20 protein-coding genes are annotated in these 19,001 nt (G+C 35.0%); 10 read left to right on the top strand and 10 right to left on the bottom strand.

Annotation, left to right across the window (positions count from 1 at the left end; all coding sequences use genetic code 11):
• Positions 1-4 precede the first annotated feature (4 nt).
• On the bottom strand, positions 5-862 hold the full coding sequence (locus tag ACMGGO_RS23135; RefSeq protein ID WP_420282290.1) for a CheR family methyltransferase: 858 nt from the start codon (positions 860-862) through the stop codon (positions 5-7).
• A gap of 5 nt (positions 863-867) precedes the next feature.
• Entirely contained in the window at positions 868-3,609 is a 2,742-nt protein-coding gene (locus tag ACMGGO_RS23130; protein ID WP_403020801.1) for an ATP-binding protein, read from the bottom strand.
• 184 nt (positions 3,610-3,793) lie between these two features.
• Here ACMGGO_RS23130 and ACMGGO_RS23125 point away from each other — a divergent pair, with 184 nt between their 5' ends.
• The 7 genes from ACMGGO_RS23125 to ACMGGO_RS23095 all read left to right on the top strand — a co-directional run bounded on the left by ACMGGO_RS23125 (position 3,794) and on the right by ACMGGO_RS23095 (position 8,900).
• A complete protein-coding gene (locus ACMGGO_RS23125) occupies positions 3,794-4,984 on the top strand; it encodes a M14 family metallopeptidase (RefSeq protein ID WP_112116916.1) in 1,191 nt (396 codons plus the stop codon).
• Positions 4,985-5,164: 180 nt separating this feature from the next.
• Positions 5,165-5,494 (top strand): PadR family transcriptional regulator, encoded by a 330-nt coding sequence (locus ACMGGO_RS23120; protein ID WP_004233468.1) that lies wholly within the window; start codon positions 5,165-5,167, stop codon positions 5,492-5,494.
• Positions 5,491-5,898, top strand: a complete 408-nt coding sequence (locus tag ACMGGO_RS23115) for a permease prefix domain 1-containing protein (protein WP_048395459.1) — start codon at positions 5,491-5,493, stop codon at positions 5,896-5,898. The genes ACMGGO_RS23120 and ACMGGO_RS23115 overlap by 4 nt, the downstream gene beginning before the upstream one ends.
• 2 nt (positions 5,899-5,900) lie before the next feature.
• Positions 5,901-6,557, top strand: a complete 657-nt coding sequence (locus ACMGGO_RS23110; protein ID WP_054548504.1) for a hypothetical protein — start codon at positions 5,901-5,903, stop codon at positions 6,555-6,557.
• A 12-nt stretch (positions 6,558-6,569) separates the two neighbouring features.
• The gene (locus ACMGGO_RS23105; RefSeq protein WP_420282289.1) at positions 6,570-7,601 is read left to right on the top strand and encodes an alpha/beta fold hydrolase; all 1,032 of its coding nucleotides are present in this window, start codon (positions 6,570-6,572) and stop codon (positions 7,599-7,601) included.
• Positions 7,602-7,688: 87 nt separating this feature from the next.
• Complete coding sequence (locus ACMGGO_RS23100) at positions 7,689-8,096, top strand: MarR family transcriptional regulator (RefSeq protein WP_054548503.1); 408 nt, start codon at positions 7,689-7,691, stop codon at positions 8,094-8,096.
• A 144-nt stretch (positions 8,097-8,240) separates the two neighbouring features.
• Complete coding sequence (locus ACMGGO_RS23095; protein ID WP_048395305.1) at positions 8,241-8,900, top strand: hypothetical protein; 660 nt, start codon at positions 8,241-8,243, stop codon at positions 8,898-8,900.
• A gap of 402 nt (positions 8,901-9,302) precedes the next feature.
• Here the strand turns inward: ACMGGO_RS23095 and ACMGGO_RS23090 are convergent, their stop codons facing one another.
• From ACMGGO_RS23090 to ACMGGO_RS23065, 6 genes are all read right to left on the bottom strand, one after another.
• Entirely contained in the window at positions 9,303-10,382 is a 1,080-nt protein-coding gene (locus ACMGGO_RS23090; protein ID WP_420282288.1) for an ankyrin repeat domain-containing protein, read from the bottom strand.
• 247 nt (positions 10,383-10,629) lie between these two features.
• Complete coding sequence (locus ACMGGO_RS23085) at positions 10,630-12,111, bottom strand: malate:quinone oxidoreductase (protein ID WP_004233452.1); 1,482 nt, start codon at positions 12,109-12,111, stop codon at positions 10,630-10,632.
• A gap of 389 nt (positions 12,112-12,500) precedes the next feature.
• Entirely contained in the window at positions 12,501-13,268 is a 768-nt protein-coding gene (locus ACMGGO_RS23080; RefSeq protein ID WP_115673238.1) for a nucleotidyltransferase domain-containing protein, read from the bottom strand.
• Between the two features lie 95 nt (positions 13,269-13,363).
• Entirely contained in the window at positions 13,364-14,299 is a 936-nt protein-coding gene (locus tag ACMGGO_RS23075; protein ID WP_048395297.1) for a hypothetical protein, read from the bottom strand.
• Positions 14,296-14,853, bottom strand: a complete 558-nt coding sequence (locus ACMGGO_RS23070) for an RNA polymerase sigma factor (RefSeq protein WP_054548847.1) — start codon at positions 14,851-14,853, stop codon at positions 14,296-14,298. The genes ACMGGO_RS23075 and ACMGGO_RS23070 overlap by 4 nt, the downstream gene beginning before the upstream one ends.
• Positions 14,854-14,977: 124 nt before the next feature.
• Positions 14,978-15,127 (bottom strand): hypothetical protein, encoded by a 150-nt coding sequence (locus ACMGGO_RS23065; protein WP_231595739.1) that lies wholly within the window; start codon positions 15,125-15,127, stop codon positions 14,978-14,980.
• A gap of 155 nt (positions 15,128-15,282) precedes the next feature.
• Between ACMGGO_RS23065 and ACMGGO_RS23060 the strand changes: the two genes are divergently transcribed.
• The gene (locus ACMGGO_RS23060) at positions 15,283-15,774 is read left to right on the top strand and encodes a hypothetical protein (RefSeq protein ID WP_103119024.1); all 492 of its coding nucleotides are present in this window, start codon (positions 15,283-15,285) and stop codon (positions 15,772-15,774) included.
• 68 nt (positions 15,775-15,842) lie between these two features.
• Here the strand turns inward: ACMGGO_RS23060 and ACMGGO_RS23055 are convergent, their stop codons facing one another.
• Positions 15,843-16,115, bottom strand: coding sequence for a hypothetical protein (locus ACMGGO_RS23055; RefSeq protein ID WP_004233441.1), 273 nt, complete (start codon positions 16,113-16,115; stop codon positions 15,843-15,845).
• Between the two features lie 175 nt (positions 16,116-16,290).
• The gene (locus tag ACMGGO_RS23050) at positions 16,291-16,497 is read right to left on the bottom strand and encodes a hypothetical protein (RefSeq protein ID WP_374805785.1); all 207 of its coding nucleotides are present in this window, start codon (positions 16,495-16,497) and stop codon (positions 16,291-16,293) included.
• Positions 16,498-16,734: 237 nt separating this feature from the next.
• Here ACMGGO_RS23050 and ACMGGO_RS23045 point away from each other — a divergent pair, with 237 nt between their 5' ends.
• Both ACMGGO_RS23045 and gntK read left to right on the top strand, forming a co-directional pair.
• The gene (locus ACMGGO_RS23045) at positions 16,735-17,466 is read left to right on the top strand and encodes a GntR family transcriptional regulator (RefSeq protein WP_048395289.1); all 732 of its coding nucleotides are present in this window, start codon (positions 16,735-16,737) and stop codon (positions 17,464-17,466) included.
• Entirely contained in the window at positions 17,459-19,000 is a 1,542-nt protein-coding gene (gene gntK, locus ACMGGO_RS23040; protein WP_374805784.1) for a gluconokinase, read from the top strand. Before ACMGGO_RS23045 ends, gntK begins: the two co-directional genes overlap by 8 nt.
• Position 19,001: the final 1 nt, after the last annotated feature.

Below are 19,001 nucleotides of genomic sequence, written 5' to 3'. Positions count from 1 at the left end.
CTCATTAATACATTTTTTGATAAATTCTTTCGTTTCCAGAAATCTCCTTATACTTTGAAATAACCTCTTCAAATCGCAATGTTTCTTTATCCCCTAAGCATAAAAAACCTTTGTCACTTAGACTTTCATAAAATAATTGATGTACCTGGCTCTGAAGCTTAGGTGAAAAATAAATAAGAACATTTCTGCACAGAACAACATGAAATTCATTAAATGAATGATCTGTTACTAAATTATGTTGAGCAAAAATAATATTTTTCAATAATGTTGGATGAAAGTAAGCATATTGATAATCTGTTTGATAGTATTCTGAAAAAGCATGGGCACCTCCAGCAAGCATATAGTTTTTTGTATATGCCTGCATTTTATGAATTGGAAAGGCCCCCTTCTTAGCTTTTTCTAATACTTGCTCGTTCATATCTGTTGCATAAATTACAGATCTCTCTATTAGCCCCTCTTCTTGAAGCAAGATAGCCATAGAATATACTTCTTCACCTGTTGCACAGCCTGCATGCCAAATACGGATTTCTGGATATTCTCGTAAAACAGGGATGACCGTTTCACGAAAGGCCTTAAAAAAGCTTGGGTTGCGGAACATCTCTGTTACATTTATCGAAAAATCGTTTAATATCTGCTCTAAAAATTCTTTATCATGAATGACCTTTTCTTGTACACGTGAAATCGTTGGGATGTTATTTATCGCCATCCTATTGTAGATTCTGCGTGAAATGGATGAACGATTATATTGCCGAAAATCATAACCCGATAAACGATAAATAGCTTCTAGTAACAAATCAATTTCTAAATTTGTATGCTTATTTAATTGTATATTTTGCTCCAAAGGCTGAAATTGTTGTTCCATGTTAATTAACTCCCCTTAGAAACTAACCATACTCTTAAAACTGATATTAATTGATCTAAATTTAATGGCTTACTAATATAATCAGATGCACCTGCCTGCAATGATTTATCACGGTCATTTTTCATCGCTTTAGCAGTCAATGCAATGATTGGCAAATCGATACGTTTCATTTGCTGACGAATAATAGTCATTGCTTCATAGCCATCCATATTAGGCATCATTATATCCATCAGAACAAGATCGATATCTGGATTAGCCTGCAAGACCTCTAAACATTCTAGTCCATCTTTGGCAACTAGAATATGCATGCCTCTTTTTTCTAATGCCGTTTTCAACGCATAAATATTACGGTTATCATCATCAACTATTAAAATATTTTTCCCTTGAAACACCTCAACCTCATGTTGAAGGGCTTCTTCCATTGCTACTGGCTGCTCTTTGATTTGTTCCTCTTCCACCGTCGTCACTGCCACTTCGTTCATGGCAAGCTTTTGGCAATGCTCCTCTTCAATTCCATTTGGTAGACTCGGAATCGTTAACGTAAAGCTACTACCTTGTCCTTCAGTACTTTGTAATGTAATCCATCCACCAAGTAATTTTGCAAATTCCTTACAAATAGAAAGACCAAGACCCGTTCCACCATATTTTCGGACCGTAGCTCCATCTGCTTGTTGGAATGATTCAAAAATCAGCTGGTGTTTGTCTTTTGGAATACCTATTCCTGTATCTGAAACAGTAATTTCTAACCAATCCGTACTTATATCCTGCATATTGTTTGTTAGTTGTTGTGGTGTAAGCTGGTTAATGTCTAATGTGACAGATCCCTGCTCAGTAAATTTAAAGGCATTCGATAATAAATTCTTTAAGATTTGCTGGAATCTCTTCTCATCCGTATAGAATACATCCACTACATGATCCGCCTTTGAAATATGGAATGCTAAGTTTTTCTTCCTCGCAACTGGTGCAAAGGTATGTTCAATTTGTACAGGTACTTCGCTCATATTCACTTCATTAAAAATAATATCAAGCTTCCCGGCCTCCACTTTAGATAAATCTAATATGTCATTGATTAGAGCTAGCAAGTCCTCTCCTGAAGAATGAATAACTTTAGCAAACTCTGCTTCCTCGTCTGTTAGGTTGTGTTGGCTATTTTCTGCTAGCATTTCAGATAATATTAATATGCTGTTTAAAGGTGTTCTTAATTCATGTGACATATTCGCTAAAAATTCGGATTTGTAATTAGAGTTAAGGATAAGCTGCTCTGCACTTTCTTCTAATTCCTTCTTCGCTTTCTCTAGCTCTCTTGATTTGGACTCTGCCTCTTTCGTGCGTTCCTCAAGCTGCTCATTAATCATAGTCAGCTCTTCTGTCTGCATTTGTAATTCCTCTGATTGTGTTTGAAGCTCCTCTGATTGGACCTGTAATTCCTCTGTCATTGCTCTAGATTCATTCAATAAACGTACAATTTCCATACGCCCTAAAACACTATTAACTGTTAGTCCAAAGGTTTCAGTAACCTGTCTCACTAATTCTTGCTGTAACTTACTGAATTTAGCCATTGTTGCTATTTCAACAACCGCTATAACTTCATTTTCAAAAATGACAGGAATCAATAAAATATTTTGTGGTCTAATTTCACCTAATCCCGTTTTGATTAAACGATAGTCTCTCGGAATATTATCATAGAATAGCACTCTCTTTTCTAATGCACATTGACCGATTAACCCTTGTCCTATTTTGAAACTCTCCATACCAACACAATCATCCGTGTCAGCAAAAGCAGCCTTTTTCACAAACTGTACTTGATTCTCTGTTACTTCTCGAACATAAAATGCGCCAAGGGATGCTTGGGTTTTCTGTGCTACTTCTGATAGGAAGGTCTCCGCTAATTTTGAAATTGCTGAAATACCTTGATAATTTGTCACGATTTCAGCTACATTGCTTTGTAGCCATTCCCTCTTTTCGACGGACTCTAAAAGCGTATTCGTTGCATTAGCAAGTTCATTCACTTCATCGTTTGTATTCACATGGATTCTTCTTGTAAAATCACCTTTTGTAGCTGCTATTTCTTGAATTGTTTGTGTAACTTCCGTTATCGTTTTTACAATTGAACGGGAAATGCCACTAGCGATAGCAATAGCTATTGTAGAAACTAAAATTAAGATCCCAAATAGAGCACTAGTTAATTTACTATTTTGCTTATCTAACTGACTTGCCTTTGCCTGTGTATAAGCATTTTCAGTGGCACGGAATGAATCGAATAATTTGCGCATTTTTTCCATATCCTGACGACCATTATCCACTTTAAAAAAATCATTTAATGCTTCTATATTATTATCCTTTTTATATTGAATAGTTGGTTCGCCTGACGTTGCAACCCAATGTTCAATTGTTTCCTCTATCTCTTTAAGTTTGTCCTGCTGAGCTGGTTTATCTTTCATTTGTTGATAGAGTTCATTAAAATCTATTTTCCAATTTTCAGCTGCATTATCATAGGGTTCCAGATAACTCTGCTTACCCGTAATGATGAAAGCCCGTTGACTTGATTCCATATCCAATATATATTTTTCAATTTCATTGGTTAAAGTTAGAACATTGGAATCGTACTTAATAATAAAATTTCTTTCCTTCTGCAAAGATGTAATTTGATTATTTAATATGACAACCGTCGCAAGTAGGCAAAGAATGATTACGATATAACCTAATGAAATCTTTGAGCGTATACCCAATTTTAATCTATTTAACATTTGGTTTTCCTACCTTTACCTTTCTTTTACTTTAGTATGATTACTAGTATACATGTAAAAACAACTCATTTTCTCCTATTTTAGATTCATCATAAAGAAATTTTGCTGATTTTGTATCAATAAGTCTCTGTATTTTTCATATACATTTTATATTGAACCATTTCTAATTAAGGAGAGAAAACATGTGGATATTATCGTAAGACCAGGAGATTCACTTTGGCATTTCAGTGAGGTATTTAAAATTCCTCTTCAACTCATTTTAGATTCTAATGAAAATATAAATCCCCAATTTTTAAGAGTTGGACAACGGGTTCGTATTCCTGGTTTTGTGACCAACAACTATCAAATTAAACAAGGAGACTCTTTTTGGCAGATTGCCCAGAGCCGAAACCTCCCCCTAGTCGCCCTATTGCTTGTTAATCCTGATCTCAATCCAAATCGATTACAAATCGGTCAAATGATCCGCATACCCCAACGTATCACATGGCGTTTAGTTGAAGGTAAGCAAACTTACACGTATACCCATATGATAAATGATCTCAGAAAGCTCCTTGATGCATATCCTTTTCTTCATAGCTCAAACATTGGCAGTTCCGTTTTAGGGAAGGAGCTACCTGAGCTGTCGATTGGCCATGGTGCAAAACGTGTACACTATAATGGCTCCTTCCATGCAAACGAATGGATTACTACACCTATTATTCTAACATTTTTAAATGACTATTTGCTCGCCCTCACCAATCAAAGTAGTATTCGTGGAATTTCTCCATTTTCTCTTTATCAGCAAACATTCCTTTCTATCGTTCCTATGGTAAATCCTGATGGCGTAGATTTAGTAATACAAGGCCCACCAAATGATGAAGCATTAAGAAATCAACTAATTGCATGGAATAATGATAACGCTGATTTTTCTGGCTGGAAAGCAAATATTCATGGGATTGATTTGAATGACCAATTCCCTGCCAAATGGGAGCTTGAAAGTGCCCGTAATCCAAAAACACCAGGGCCAAGAGATTATGGTGGTGAAAGACCACTATCTGAACCTGAAGCCATTGCAATGGCTGATTTGACCAAGCAACGTGATTTTTCAAGAGTATTAGCCTTTCATACACAGGGACGTGTCATATATTGGGGTTTTGAAAATCTAGAGCCCCCAGAATCAGAGGTGCTTGTAAATGAATTTAGTAGAGTAAGTGGCTATGAGCCCGTTCAATCTGCTGGAAGCTATGCTGGTTATAAAGATTGGTTTATTCAAGATTGGCGTAGACCAGGCTTCACTGTTGAATTAGGAAGTGGTACAAATCCTTTACCAATCAGCCAGTTTGATGACATTTACGAGGAGTCTTTAGGGATTTTCCTTGCTGCATTGTATATGTAAAAAGAGTACTCGAACTCCATTCGCTATGAAATAGTCCTTTTGGGCTTTTCAGCGAATGGGTTTTTTTATTGAAAATCTCATCATCATTGTAAAAAAAGGGGAATAAATTACTTTGACAGACAGAGTAATGTTTGCTACTATTACTCTGACAGATAGAGCAATAAAAAAAGTAGGTGACTTATGGTTCGCAGTGATATTATCCGAGGACATTTGGATTCGATTATTTTACGGTTAATTTCAGAAAAAGACCGTTATGGCTACGAAATTTCTCAGGAAATAAGTCTCCGTACAAACAATCGGTTTCAAATCAAGGAAGCAACTTTGTATGCAGTTTTTCAACGTCTCGAAAAAAAAGAAATTATTGAAGCCTATTATGGAGATGTCTCACATGGAGGCAAAAGAAAGTATTACCGTATTACATCATTAGGTAAGGCCTATTTAAATGAGCTAGTGAAAGAATGGTCGGAAGTAAAGGAAATAATCGATTTATTTATGGAGGGCTTAGAATGAAAAGAATAAAAAACCATATTGATGAGCTTTTTAAAGACATTCCTCGAACTAACGAAACGGAAATGGTTAAACAAGAAATCATTGAAAATCTTGAAGAAAAAGTATTTTATTTGATGGACCAAGGTAAAGAACAAGAGGATGCCATTAATAAAGCCATTGTAGAATTTGGAGATATCGAAGACTTAAAGCAAGAGTTAGGTGTTAAAGAACCAGCAAAGAAAAACATGGCTAAATTAAACTTAGAATTTTCAATTTGGGGTAGTGGCTTAATCATTGCATTTTTTATTTTTATTAATCTTTATTACACACCACATACTATTTGGGCAATCTATCCGATTTTCGCCATTCTTTGGTGGCCTTTATCGATGTACTTTGTGTGGTCTCGTAAGAAATGGGGTGAATAAACATGAGGAACTTTATTAACTTTTCTATAGCGGGGAGCTTGATGACAATGATTTTTTTAGGGGTTGTTAATTATACGACATCTCCTCAAACAATGTGGTTTGTATATCCATGCTTATTGCTACTGTTTTGGCCTATTACGTTATTCTTTATGGCTAAAAAATTGTATAAACAATACTCAATTGTTTGTAGTGCCTTAATTATTACATTTCTAATAGTTGAAAATTATATTTACGCACCAGATCATTTATGGTTTATCTATGCGATTTATCCAATTATCTGGTGGCCAATCCTCATGTACTTAGATGAAAAGGCAAAAACGTTAAAAACAGCTCTAATTGGATGTGCTTCTACCATCATCTATTACTCTATATTGAATATGATTGTATCTCCTCAATACCCTTGGGCAATTTATCCTGCTTTTTTAGTGATATGGTGGCCTCTAGCTTTATATCACGCGCAACGAAAAACCTTTGTAGCATTCTCCGTTACAGCTACGATACTAATTAGTATCTTTTTCATTACAGTAAATGTTGTTTCTTCACCAAGCGTTATATGGGCGATTTACCCTATTTTTGTGACACTTTGGTGGCCTCTGAGTATGTATTTTTATGTGTATAAAAGAAAAATGTATCATGCTAGCTTTATGAAACGCATGTAAAGTAGGTATTGTATGAAAAGGATTAAAAAGTTCATTAAATATCTTGTCTTGATTATGACCTCCTTACTATTATTAGCACTTGTATTTCCAACATGGACATCATCTATAGAGGACATGAACAGCATCAGTACGCTAGAACAGGTAGAAATTAACGGCAGTGACCATGAAATCATGATACGGGGCCATAACAAAAATAATCCTGTCATCATCTTTGTCCATGGCGGACCAGGTCGCTCTGAAATACCCTACGCTAAAAAATATCAAGATTTATTGGAAACCGAATTTACAGTGGTAAATTATGATCAAAGGGCTAGTGGGAAGTCTTATCATTTTTTTGAGGACTACTCAAATCTTTCATCTGATTTGCTTGTGGAGGATTTACTAGCACTGACTGACTATATTGCTAATCATCTAGATAAAGAAAAAATTATCTTAATTGGTCATTCCTACGGTACCTATATTGCCACACAAGCAGCTGCTAAAGCTCCTGATAAATATGAGGCCTATGTAGGGATTGGTCAAATGAGTAATACCGTTGAAAGTGAGATGGACAGTTTACACTTTACGATCAAACAGGCTCAGCTTAAGAGTAACACAGAGGAAGTTGCACATTTACAGAGGTTAATGGAGGAAATTAGTAGTGGTAAAACATTTACGCCTCGTCATTTAGTGAGCAAATACGGTGGCGCTACAAGACTTATTACTAACCCTGATGGAAATATGTTAGGGATGCTTTTTAGTACCGAATATAATTTGTTAGATATTATTCGCTATAGCAAGGGGATATCCCTATCGCAAGAAGTCTTAGTAAACGAAGTCTTGCAGTCCCCACTTCCTGCGAAAGTCAATTCACTGACTCTTCCCTTCTATTTTGTAATGGGGGATTATGATTATCAAACATCATCGAATAGCGCTAAAAAGTACTTCGACCAAATTATCGCGAAGAAAAAGGAATTCATAGCATATGAACAATCTGCTCACTACCCCCAGTTCGAAGAAAAAGAGAGATTTTTCGAATGGATGCGTACGACTTTTAAAAAATAAATATTTCTTAAAGTAATTCTACACTTGGTAGCATTTATTTAATTGCTATATAATTTAATTATTAAATATTTTAGCGGACGTGATTATATGCCAGAAAATCTAAACAATGTAGAAATTATTATGAAAGAAATGCTGGAAATACAGCAGAAGTCGAAAATGTTTGTAGATCTTTTATCTGAAGGAGAGGCGTTATCACAAAACCAATTAATATTACTCCTACAGCTAAAAATAAATAATGGGATGAAGGCAACAGAAATTGCTGAATTCTTTAGTGTAACACCCGGAGCTGTAACTTCCATGTGCGATAAACTGGAAAAACTCGAACTCATACAAAGAATTAGAGAAAATAATGATCGACGTGTGGTCAAAATGGCTTTAACCAATATTGGTGACATGAAGGTTCAAGAAATCTTTTTAAAGTTTTCTCAGGATAAACTCATAGACATGGCCAACATCTTACGCGAAGTAAACCAATTAATGAATAAAATTTTTTAGGATTTCAACAAATTGAAATCCTTTTTTTATTGTTTAATTTAAGCAGTGCTTTTGTTCTTGACAAATGGAAGTAGCATATAATTTAATTAATATATATTTTAATAATTAAAATATATATTAATTAAATTATAATGAGGTGACTTTATGTTTCAAAAACTCCGTACCCTTACACAAACGAATGGCACCGTTAAACATTTGGATGCTGATTATGAACAATTAAACATTCGAGGCGCTGTATCGTTACAACAAGAAGTACACTTAATAAAAGTGTCCACTCATGGTCATAGCTCCTTCTATTATCCAGTTACAGCGCAGATATTTAATAGTACTGGCTCGTGTAAGTTAAAGGATTATTGCCAAATCGGAGAACTTACAAATGCCGGGAATATTAAAATACGTAATGGTTTTATCCAAAAAATCAATAGTTCTGGAAAGCTAATGGTTGAAGAGAAATTACAGAGCGAGCAATTTGATGCCATTGGAATAGTCAAGGCTGCGGAAATAATCGCTCATCACTTTCATTTGAAGTTATCGGGAGAAAGCGGAATTGACAGGTTAAGGGCTGAAAATGTGGTAATAGAAAAGGATAGGATAACCCTTCTTCCGTTATTTAAAAAAATATTACGCTGTCACACAATTAGTGGAAAACACCTACAATTATCTAATACGAATGCAGAGTTTGTGGAAGGGGAAGTCGTCCATGTTGGGGAAAATAGTGTGATTGGGACACTTTACTATACGGATGATTATTCGATAGCTTCGAGTTCAAAGGTGCACCACATTATACGGAGGGAAAAAGAATGATCCTTCTAAAAATGCTAAAGACTTTTTTTTGCTCATTAGCTTTAGTAGTTTTATCTGTACTTTATGTTGGATTACTTTTAAGCGCTGGCTTATCCATCCTCGCTGGTTTTTTACGAACATTCGGAGTGGATCAAATTAAAATGGGCCTTTGGTATGGCGTAGAACTTCCTGTTATGTTCAGCATCCCCTTCGCCCTGTTAATAGCCCTACTGTTGTTCTTTTGTGCCATATATATTAAACGTTCTATTGTTTTTTGTTTGTCAACTCTTCGTATATAGAGCAATAAAAAGTAAGCATATTTCTTAGAAAGAATATGCTTACTCTCATCGACTTTTAAGTTGAATAGCAGGGAGGCTTATTTAATCAGTTGATTCACATTTTTATTGGTAGCTTAAAACATTGCTATAGTTCTCCTTCAAGGAAACGGATAAGGTATATTTCAGGTCTACCAATAAATTCTTTAAAACTACATAAATTAGCATACTCCTCATGCTCCACATCATAGCACCCTATACGGCCTTCTCCTTTTGGGTTCCAGACTATTTGCAAATCAGAATAATTGTCGATATTTGCGGAAAGAAGGAGGAGCTCTCTATGACCTAGTTTCATCTCAATTGTATCAGTTAGTTTGAAAAAATCGATAAAGTGAATGTCATAATCATTTGGTGCAAGCTCAAGATGCAGTCGATCTCCTGTCAGAAAATTAATCAATTCATCTGGTAACTTGTATTTTTTCAATGTCTCTTTTTTGTTTTCAATAGTATGGAGTTCTATTGGTTCTAGAGCCTTTAAGTAATTTGCTAGTTCCATATTTTTCATACGTACAGCAATTGTATAAGCTCTCTCACCATCTTTCTCCGCTAAAGTGATGTTTGCACCTCGTTCAATCAAATAGTTCACCATAGCTATATTTCCCATTCTTGTTGCAACTGTTAATGGTGTTGCTTCATAGGGATAGACCATATCAGGCTTTTGATAATTAATATCTACTCCTTGATCAAGTAAATAAGTGACTGTTTTTTTATCAAAATTCGACACAGCCTGACGCAATACAGGACCTCCATGCTGCTTTATATCAAGCCCAAGTTCATGAATAAGAGGGATATTTCTTTTATTGCCATAGTAGGCCTGAGAATAGGCTCCAGATCTCACTTGGTTATAGCCATCTAATTTTGCTCCTTGTTCAACAAGGTAACGTACTATATTTTCTTTACAATATCGAACAGCTCTTAAAAAAGAAGGATTTTTTTCCACATTTAAATTAACCCCATATCCAACTAATAATTTTACTACATCCAATCTTTGTGCAATCAACGCTAAATCCAATGGGCTTAATGATGTATGCTGACTTAAACATATCTCTTCTTCAATATTCCAGCCTTTATCCCTCGCAACTCGCAAAGCTGTAATATCGCCAGTATAGATATACATTGCAAGCTCTGGTAGTTCTGAAAATGTTCCAATATCCTGTAGCTTAATCATCTATAGATTGGCTCCCTTCTTATTGTATATACAAAGTATAGGAAACTACCATCTATATCACAATGGGACATAGAGCTATAGTGTCATAAAATACAGGGCAAGATTTATAGCAAATTTGATGGTTCTTTTATTAAAAAGAAGGCAATTGGATTTAAAATTTCCCAGGAAAGAATTTATTCAAATAAAAAAGAGCTCTCAATCAGAATAGATTGAGAGCTCTTTCTTAAACGCTTACCATGACTTATTTTTATTTTAAGCCAAGTGCTTTATCTGTTGTTGCATTTATTTCTTTTAAAAGCTCAGGGTTTTCTGCTAATGATAGACCATAAGATGGAATCATTTCTTTAATTTTTGGTTCCCACTCCTTGATATGTTGAGGGAAACATTTATTAAGAACTTCAAGCATAACATGTACAGCCGTAGATGCACCTGGTGAAGCTCCTAGTAAAGCTGCAATCGAGCCATCAGAAGCACTTACAACTTCTGTACCGAATTGAAGTGTTCCTTTACCGCCAGCTTCTGTATCTTTAATAACTTGTACACGTTGTCCAGCTACGATAATATCCCAATCATCACTTTTTGCATTTGGAATGAACTCACGTAACTCTTCCATACGTTGTTCTTTTGAAAGCATAAGCTGTTGGATTAAATACTTTGTTAAGCCCATCTCTTTCACGCCCGCAGCTAATAAAGTTGTGATATTATGCGGTTTTACAGAAGCAAATAAATCCATATTTGAACCTGTTTTTAAGAACTTAGGAGAGAAACCTGCGAATGGTCCAAATAGTAATGATTTCTTGTTATCAATATAACGTGTGTCAAGATGCGGAACCGACATTGGTGGAGCACCAACTTTTGCTTTTCCGTATACTTTTGCATGATGTTGTTCAGCTATTTCTGGATTATTACATGCTAAGAATAGACCGCTAATTGGGAATCCACCAATATGTTTCCCTTCAGGAATACCTGATTTTTGTAGTAATTCTAAGCTTCCTCCACCAGCTCCAAGGAAGACAAATTTTGCTGAATGATATTCCATTTTACAGCCATCTAAATCGTGCACACGTACTTCCCATGTACCATCACTAGCTTGTTTTAAACTTTCAACACTATGATTATAGTTAACATCTACATCTTTTGCTTTTAAGTGATCAATTAACATACGTGTTAAAGCACCAAAGTTAACATCTGTACCAGTGTCAATTTTTGTTGCAGCAATGTCTTCACCAGCAGGACGATTTTCCATAATAAGTGGAATCCATTTTTTTAGTGTTTCAGGGTCATTAGAAAATTCCATTCCTTCAAATAAAGGATTTTTTGTCATCGTTTCATGACGTTTCTTTAGAAACTCAACATTTTCTTTCCCTTGTACTAAACTCATATGTGGTAAAGGCATAATGAAGTCTTGTGGATTATTGATCAGCTTATTGTTTACAAGATACGACCAAAACTGTCTTGAAACATGGAACTGTTCATTAACATTAATCGCTTTTTTGATATCGATTGATCCGTCTTTTTTCTCTGATGTGTAGTTCAGCTCACATAATGCAGCATGTCCAGTTCCCGCATTGTTTAATTCGTGAGAACTTTCCTCGCCTGCTTTTTCAAGCTTTTCAAACACTGTAATTTTCCAATCTGGTGCTAATTCTTTGAGTAATGTTCCCAAAGTTGCACTCATGATTCCGGCACCAATTAAGATAACATCTGATTTAATTTGTCTGTTACTCATTTTTACCTTCCTTATATGTTAAGATTTGCAGAAAGGATGTAAGCACTCCCACTTTAGAAGTACTGTAGCCATGGAGCAACCTCGGAGCACACCATTTCTGTATCAATTATTACCTTATTGCAGTTTATCACAATTAGTTCAAGAATAAAATATCAACTATTTATATGAGAGTTATCAGCTTTTTTCGAGCCTTTCCAATCATAATTCAAGCAAAAAAATCACTTTTTGTTCTAGATAAAAATTGAATTATTTAAGCTTATTGGAATAATCGGCCTAAAAATGGTTGACATTTTCATAAAAAATAGGTTCTTTTTATTATTATATCTGTATAATAACATATAAATATGGAGCTCGTCTTGTATCTGAACTAACTTTCCTTTCCCCAAAGATTAACTTTCGATTGGGCTTTTTATATGCCAGCCATCTATATGAAAACCGCCCATTTGTATGAACACATACCTTACTACTGTTTCATATAACGCCATCATCTTTTCAACATTGTCCTCATGCATTGCTCTCATAAAAATTTCTCTAAAGTCCTCATCTGGAAATGCTGACTTACTATATTTTTGCAGGTAAATTGGATCTTCAAGATAGGAATAGATTTGATAAAAGGGTATCGTTTCTAGATTTAAAAATTGACAGTACACCAAAAATAAATTGGCTAATGAGTTATGGTAGGTAAAGGAAAAGTCCATTCTATCCTGCTCATAACAATCCTTTAAATTATCTAGTGCATCCCATAGTTCATATTTTTTTATTTCTAAGACCGTTTTATTCATTGTGTTATATTTTTCTTCGAGCCATTCCTCTGCCTCAAATTTCAAGTCTTTTATTATTCCAGTATAATCAAATAAAATTCTACCTGTTTTAAATTGGACCATCGACATGGTTCTTCTTTTTTTAAAATCATCTTGGAAATACCCACGAATTTGACTTGGTGGATTCGCAAAGTATTCAATTAAAAAACCATCAATAACACGATTCCCTCTTTCCCTCCACCCCACATTATCCGCCAAAATAATATGAACATCGATATCAGAGCGCTTAGAGGGATTTCCAGTAATATAGCTCCCACATATGAGCGCTCCTACAACTTCCTCTTTATCTTGCCATTCTTTCAGGAACGTTTCTAAGGCTATTTTCCATTTTGCCATTGATATCATTCACTCCCTTTTTAATTGATTTATTTCTACGATACTATTGAAAAAACAGAAAACCTTTAAATACGTTTTCTGTTTTTATCTGCTTCTTATTTAATTTCTTTAACAGTTAATTTCTTTTGGCTAACTTCATAAGTGACTACCACGTTTTTAATAATCGCCGTATCATCATAGGAGAGACTAGCTTCAAATTCTATTGTAGCATCTCCCTTCCATCTAAGATGATCCACATAGCTATAGTTTTCATGATCTGTTCGAATCCAAGTATCTAACCCTTGCTCAGCACCATATTTAACCCTTGAAGATTCTACTAACTCCGGGCTTACCATTCGCTCTTCCACATTGATGACTTCAACAAATTCACTTTTATTAGAGTTCGTGACAATAGCAATTAATTTCTGATCAGGTGAAGGAATTATCTCTTTAATATACATTGATGGACTGGAGAAGCTAGAATATGCCTCTAGCACATCATCTTTTATACGCCAAAGAACATTTTGGCTTCCGTAATCTGAATAATTATTGAATAAAGTAAAGAAGACGCTCCCATCTGCTAATTTATATACCTGCTGACTTTTAAAGCTTCCCGATAAAATATCGACAGCAAAAATAGCCGAATTTGCAATTTTTTTGTTATCACTTTGTATAAATGGCTGAATAGCCTTTAACGCCTTATTTCTCAACTTTTCATCATTATAGCTCTCTACTAGTCTATTTATTGCAATATAGATATACTCCTCTTTGTCACTATCTAGAGCTTTTAGAAATTTATCTGCATCATATTTTGTAGCTGGCATTAGTTCCATATCCTCTGCTGATAAATAACGAATATAAAGCTCATTATTTTGATGTTTATAGTAAGCTGCTGCTATTGTGGCAGTAGAAACTGAGCTTACGATCATCATACTTATTACCACTGCGAGCCATTTTTTAGAAAAACTTTTCTTCTTTACTTCATAGTTGGCGGCTTCAATTAATTCTTCCTCTATAAATCCAATTTCACGATATAACTCCTCTTTTTTCATATATATAATCCCTCGCTTTCCAAATAAAATCTTAGTTTATTACGTGTCCTAAATAAGTTGGACTTAACTTTACTACTACTCATTTGAAAGTGTAAGGAAATATCTTTTATAGAATAGGAGTACCAATATCGTTGAATAAATATATTTCTAGATTGTTCATCTAAGGTATATAAAAATTGGCTAATGTATTGAGCAAGTTCACCCGCTTCATAGGATGTTTCTACCGTATGAGAAGAAGCTAGACATTCTTCCAGCTCTGTGAGAATGACCTCAAACTCATTGTTTCTCTTTTTGGCTGTATTATAGCTATGCTTATCAAGTGCAATATTACGTATGATTCTCCCTAAAAAAATAGATAGTTTTCTTGGTATCTGTGGAGGGATTGTGTTCCATGCAGCTAGGTAGGCATCATTCTCACATTCTTCAACATCCCTCAAATTTGCCAAGATTCTTCTTGCTATTACTCTACAATATGCTCCATATTTTTTCCTTGTTTCCAAAATAGCCTGCTGTGAGCGTTGTATGTATAAAGCAACTATTTTTTCATCGTCCATTTGCATTTTCTCCTTTTATGTACTCTTACTTATAAAGTAGATAATCCAAACAATTGGTTGCATGTTGTGGCAAAAATTCTGGTAATGAAAAAACCGCACTCTTTTAGGTACGGTTCTCCACATTTCAAAATAAATTAGATAAAAATGTTTGTATTGATGTAGGTAATAGCTGAAAGAATAATCCCTCATATTTAATATCCAGTATACCAGCGACAACAATAACAACGAAAATTAACAATAGAAAGATTTTCTTATTTTTAGAAATCCAATTCAATAGATGCCACTCCTCTGTCCTAATAGTAAGCATGTTTAGTATAAGTTGATTGCTATCAAATAGCATCCTATTCATTGTCTGTCACCTAATTTTACAATGCTACATAAATTAAAATGATACGCTAAAAATGAGAAATATGTAAGAAGGGAATGGGTATGGTCAATTTTAAATCTTTTCGGGGTGTTATCACTCAAATCAGTGATTTTTCTGTTGGGCAAAACGGAGATAAGAACGGTTGTTATAAAATAATGACCTTAGAAGATGGTGCTGGTGGGGTCGTCAATTTTATTATTTCTCCCTCCACCTATTTTGTTAATCGTGAAATTGTCACTACTGGTGAATGGGTAACAGGATATTATGATGGAGATGCACCTGTACCGATGATTTACCCGCCACAATACCGTGCTTTAATTATTGTAAAAGAAAGCAATTATCATAATGTAAAGGTAGATTTCTTTAATCAACAATTACTGAGTAGTGATGGACAATTACAATTAAACCTTTCTTCTACTACGATTATTTCACTTAAAAATGGGCAGCCTTTTACCAATAGTCCTGCCAATCGAAACCTCATTGTTGTTTATGGTCCTACCACTAGGAGTATTCCTGCTCAAACCACTCCCTATGAAATCATTGTTTGGTGTTAATTTAATCACATTTAAACAACGGCTTAAACCTCACTACGTGAATTTAAGCCGTTGTATATTGTTATTTTTTATTCAGTATCATTTTTCATTTCATGTAATTGTTGTTTAATCTGCTCTAGATATTCTTTATTTTGCTGAACCGTATCCAAATGCTCACCATATTGTTCTGCATTGAAACGTGCATTTTCAGCATGCTTAATCTGATTAAATGCATGTTCTATTGCTATTTCCTCTGGATGTGATTTTGCATGCTTTAATAGACGATCCGCCTTTTGCACAGAGTTACTAAACAATGTGCTAGGATGATCCTGCTTCCAACTTGTATCGGAGTGCTTAGCCAATGTATATATCTTCCCTTCTTAAAAATGTTTTCATTGTTCTAGATGTAGTATTATGAAATGCTCTGATAATATGTATGGAAGAAAATAAACACAATATTTCCCAGGCTATACTCAAAGAACTAAGGCACATGCCTTAGTCCTCCTCTCAATGTCATGAATAGTTGTCAAATATAAATTAGTGCCATGCAGTCCTCTCACTGACTGGTTGCTTGATATCTGTTTTTCCTTGTGTTTCAGCAAAGTTATTGATTTGTGCTGAAGCTGAATCAAGCTCAAATTCAGCACCAAACTCCTCACGATGAAGTGTCTGACGCTGTTGATTTGTTTTATTTGCACTTTTCGTACCATTTGATTTGTTACAGTTTGTATCCATATTTGACATAACCATCCTTCATCGATTATTTGAAAAGCTTTAAAACCTTATATATGGTTTACGAACTTTTCATTCTAAAGTTTGTCCAAGGAGGAAAAAAGAATGTGCATTAATTATTTTTTTTAGCTAAGTATAGAGTTGAGGATTTTTCAATTTTTGATTGTTAGTAAGTCGCTTGCAATCTTATTTTCTTTCTGACTATAATACTTGTATACAAGTATACTCAAAATCAAAAAGGGTGATATTATGAGCGAATATAATGATTATTTATATCCACAAAAATGGCTTTCTAAGGCTTCTACAGGTGATCGTGTAGCATATGAACTTAGAATGCGTATTATTTCAGGTTTAATTGAAAGCGGTACCATTCTTTCAGAAAACAAACTGGCAGCTGATTTTGAAGTAAGCCGTTCACCCATTCGTGAAGCCTTAAGAATATTAGCTTCTGAAAATATCATTCGATTAGAGAAAATGGGTGCTGTTGTCATTGGTTTATCTGAAAAAGAGATTGAAGAAATTTATGATGTTCGATTGCTGATTGAAACATTTGTGTTTGAACGTCTCATAAAAATGGATACAACTAGCTTAGCACTAGAACTTAGCAAAACATTAGAAATGATGAAAGTTGCCATTAAGTATAACGATGCAGACGAATTTTCTTATCAGGATGTTATGTTCCATGAGACAATTATTCGTTCCATCGGACATTCCTATATCACCATGATTTGGAATAATTTAAAGCCAGTAATGGAAGGCTTGATTTTACTATCTATGCGCATGCGCTTTAAAGAGAAATATGAGGATTTTACTCGTATTGTGAAAAATCATGAGCTCTATATTGACGCTATTAGAGCCAAAGATCGAGAGCTTATGATTAAATCCTTACATGAAAATTTTGATGATGTTCAAGGCAAAGTAGAAGATTTATGGCGGTCACAGCAAATGCTATCTAAAGGGGTTGAGCCACAAAATGACTAACTATATGTTAGGTGTTGATATAGGGACTACTAGCACTAAGGCCGTATTATTTAGTCAACATGGGAAGGTTATTCAACAAGAAAATATTGGGTATCCATTATATACACCGGATATTTCGACAGCAGAACAAAATCCAGAAGAAATCTTTCAAGCTGTACTACAAGCCATTACCAACATTATGAAAGTCCATTCTGATAAACCATTACTATTTGTTTCCTTTAGTAGTGCTATGCATAGTGTGATCGCTATGGACGAAAATGATCAACCGTTAACACCTGTCATCACTTGGGCGGATAATCGTAGTGAAGCATGGGCACATAAAATTAAAACTGACTGGAATGGCCATGAAATTTATAAAAGAACAGGTACACCTATTCATCCAATGTCACCACTAAGCAAAATTACTTGGCTTGTGCATGAACATCCTGAAATCGCGCGCAAAACGAAGAAATATATCGGTATTAAAGAATACATTTTTAAAAAGTTTTTTGATCAATATGTCGTCGATTATTCATTAGCTTCGTGTATGGGTATGATGAATCTCCATACATTAGATTGGGACGAAGATGCTTTAGCTGTTGCAGGTATTGCGAAAGCACAATTATCCACACTCGTACCAACAACTCAACTATTTTTAAATTGCAATGACCTTTTAGCTAAACAAATTGGTATTGACCCACAAACACCTTTTGTCATTGGTGCAAGTGATGGCGTGCTCTCTAATCTAGGTGTAAACGCCATTCGAGAAGGCGAAATTGCTGTCACTATTGGGACAAGCGGTGCTATCCGTACCATAATTGATAGGCCCAAAACAGATGTAAAGGGTAGAATTTTTTGCTATGCACTAACAGAAAACCATTGGGTCATTGGTGGACCCGTAAACAATGGTGGTATGGTATTACGCTGGATTCGCGATGAGTTTGCCTCTTCTGAGATTGAAACAGCTAAAAGACTAGGTATTGATCCATATGAAGTGTTAACGAAAATTGCTGAACGTGTTAGACCTGGTGCTGATGGGCTGCTATTCCATCCCTATCTATCAGGTGAACGTGCGCCTTTATGGAATCCAGATGTCCGTGGTTCATTTTTTGGTTTAACTATGTCTCATAAAAAGGAACATATGATACGAGCTGCCCTCGAAGGGGTTATCTACAATTTATATACTGTCTATTTAGCATTACTGGAATGTATGGAAAGCCCTGTCACTCGTATTCAAGCAACAGGCGGGTTTTCACGCTCTGAGATTTGGAGACAAATGATGGCGGATATTTTTGAATCCGAAGTGGTAGTACCTGAAAGCTATGAAAGCTCCTGTCTAGGCGCTTGTATTTTAGGCTTATATGCTACAGGAAAAATTGATTCCTTTGACGTTGTCGCTGATATGGTTGGTGACACTTATAAACATACGCCAATCGAAGAAGCAGCCAAAGAATATAGACAGCTACTCCCAATTTTCATTCGTTTATCTAGAGTTTTAGCAGACGACTATACGTCAATTGCTCAGTATCAAAGGAGCTTAATTAAGCCCGACTAAA

It is taken from the genome of Lysinibacillus sp. BNK-21 (genome assembly GCF_048684915.1).
GTDB classification, from domain to species: Bacteria; Bacillota; Bacilli; order Bacillales_A; family Planococcaceae; genus Lysinibacillus; species Lysinibacillus capsici.
The sequence above is the reverse complement of the archived record's forward strand: the minus strand, read 5'-3'. Positions and strand labels throughout refer to the sequence as shown.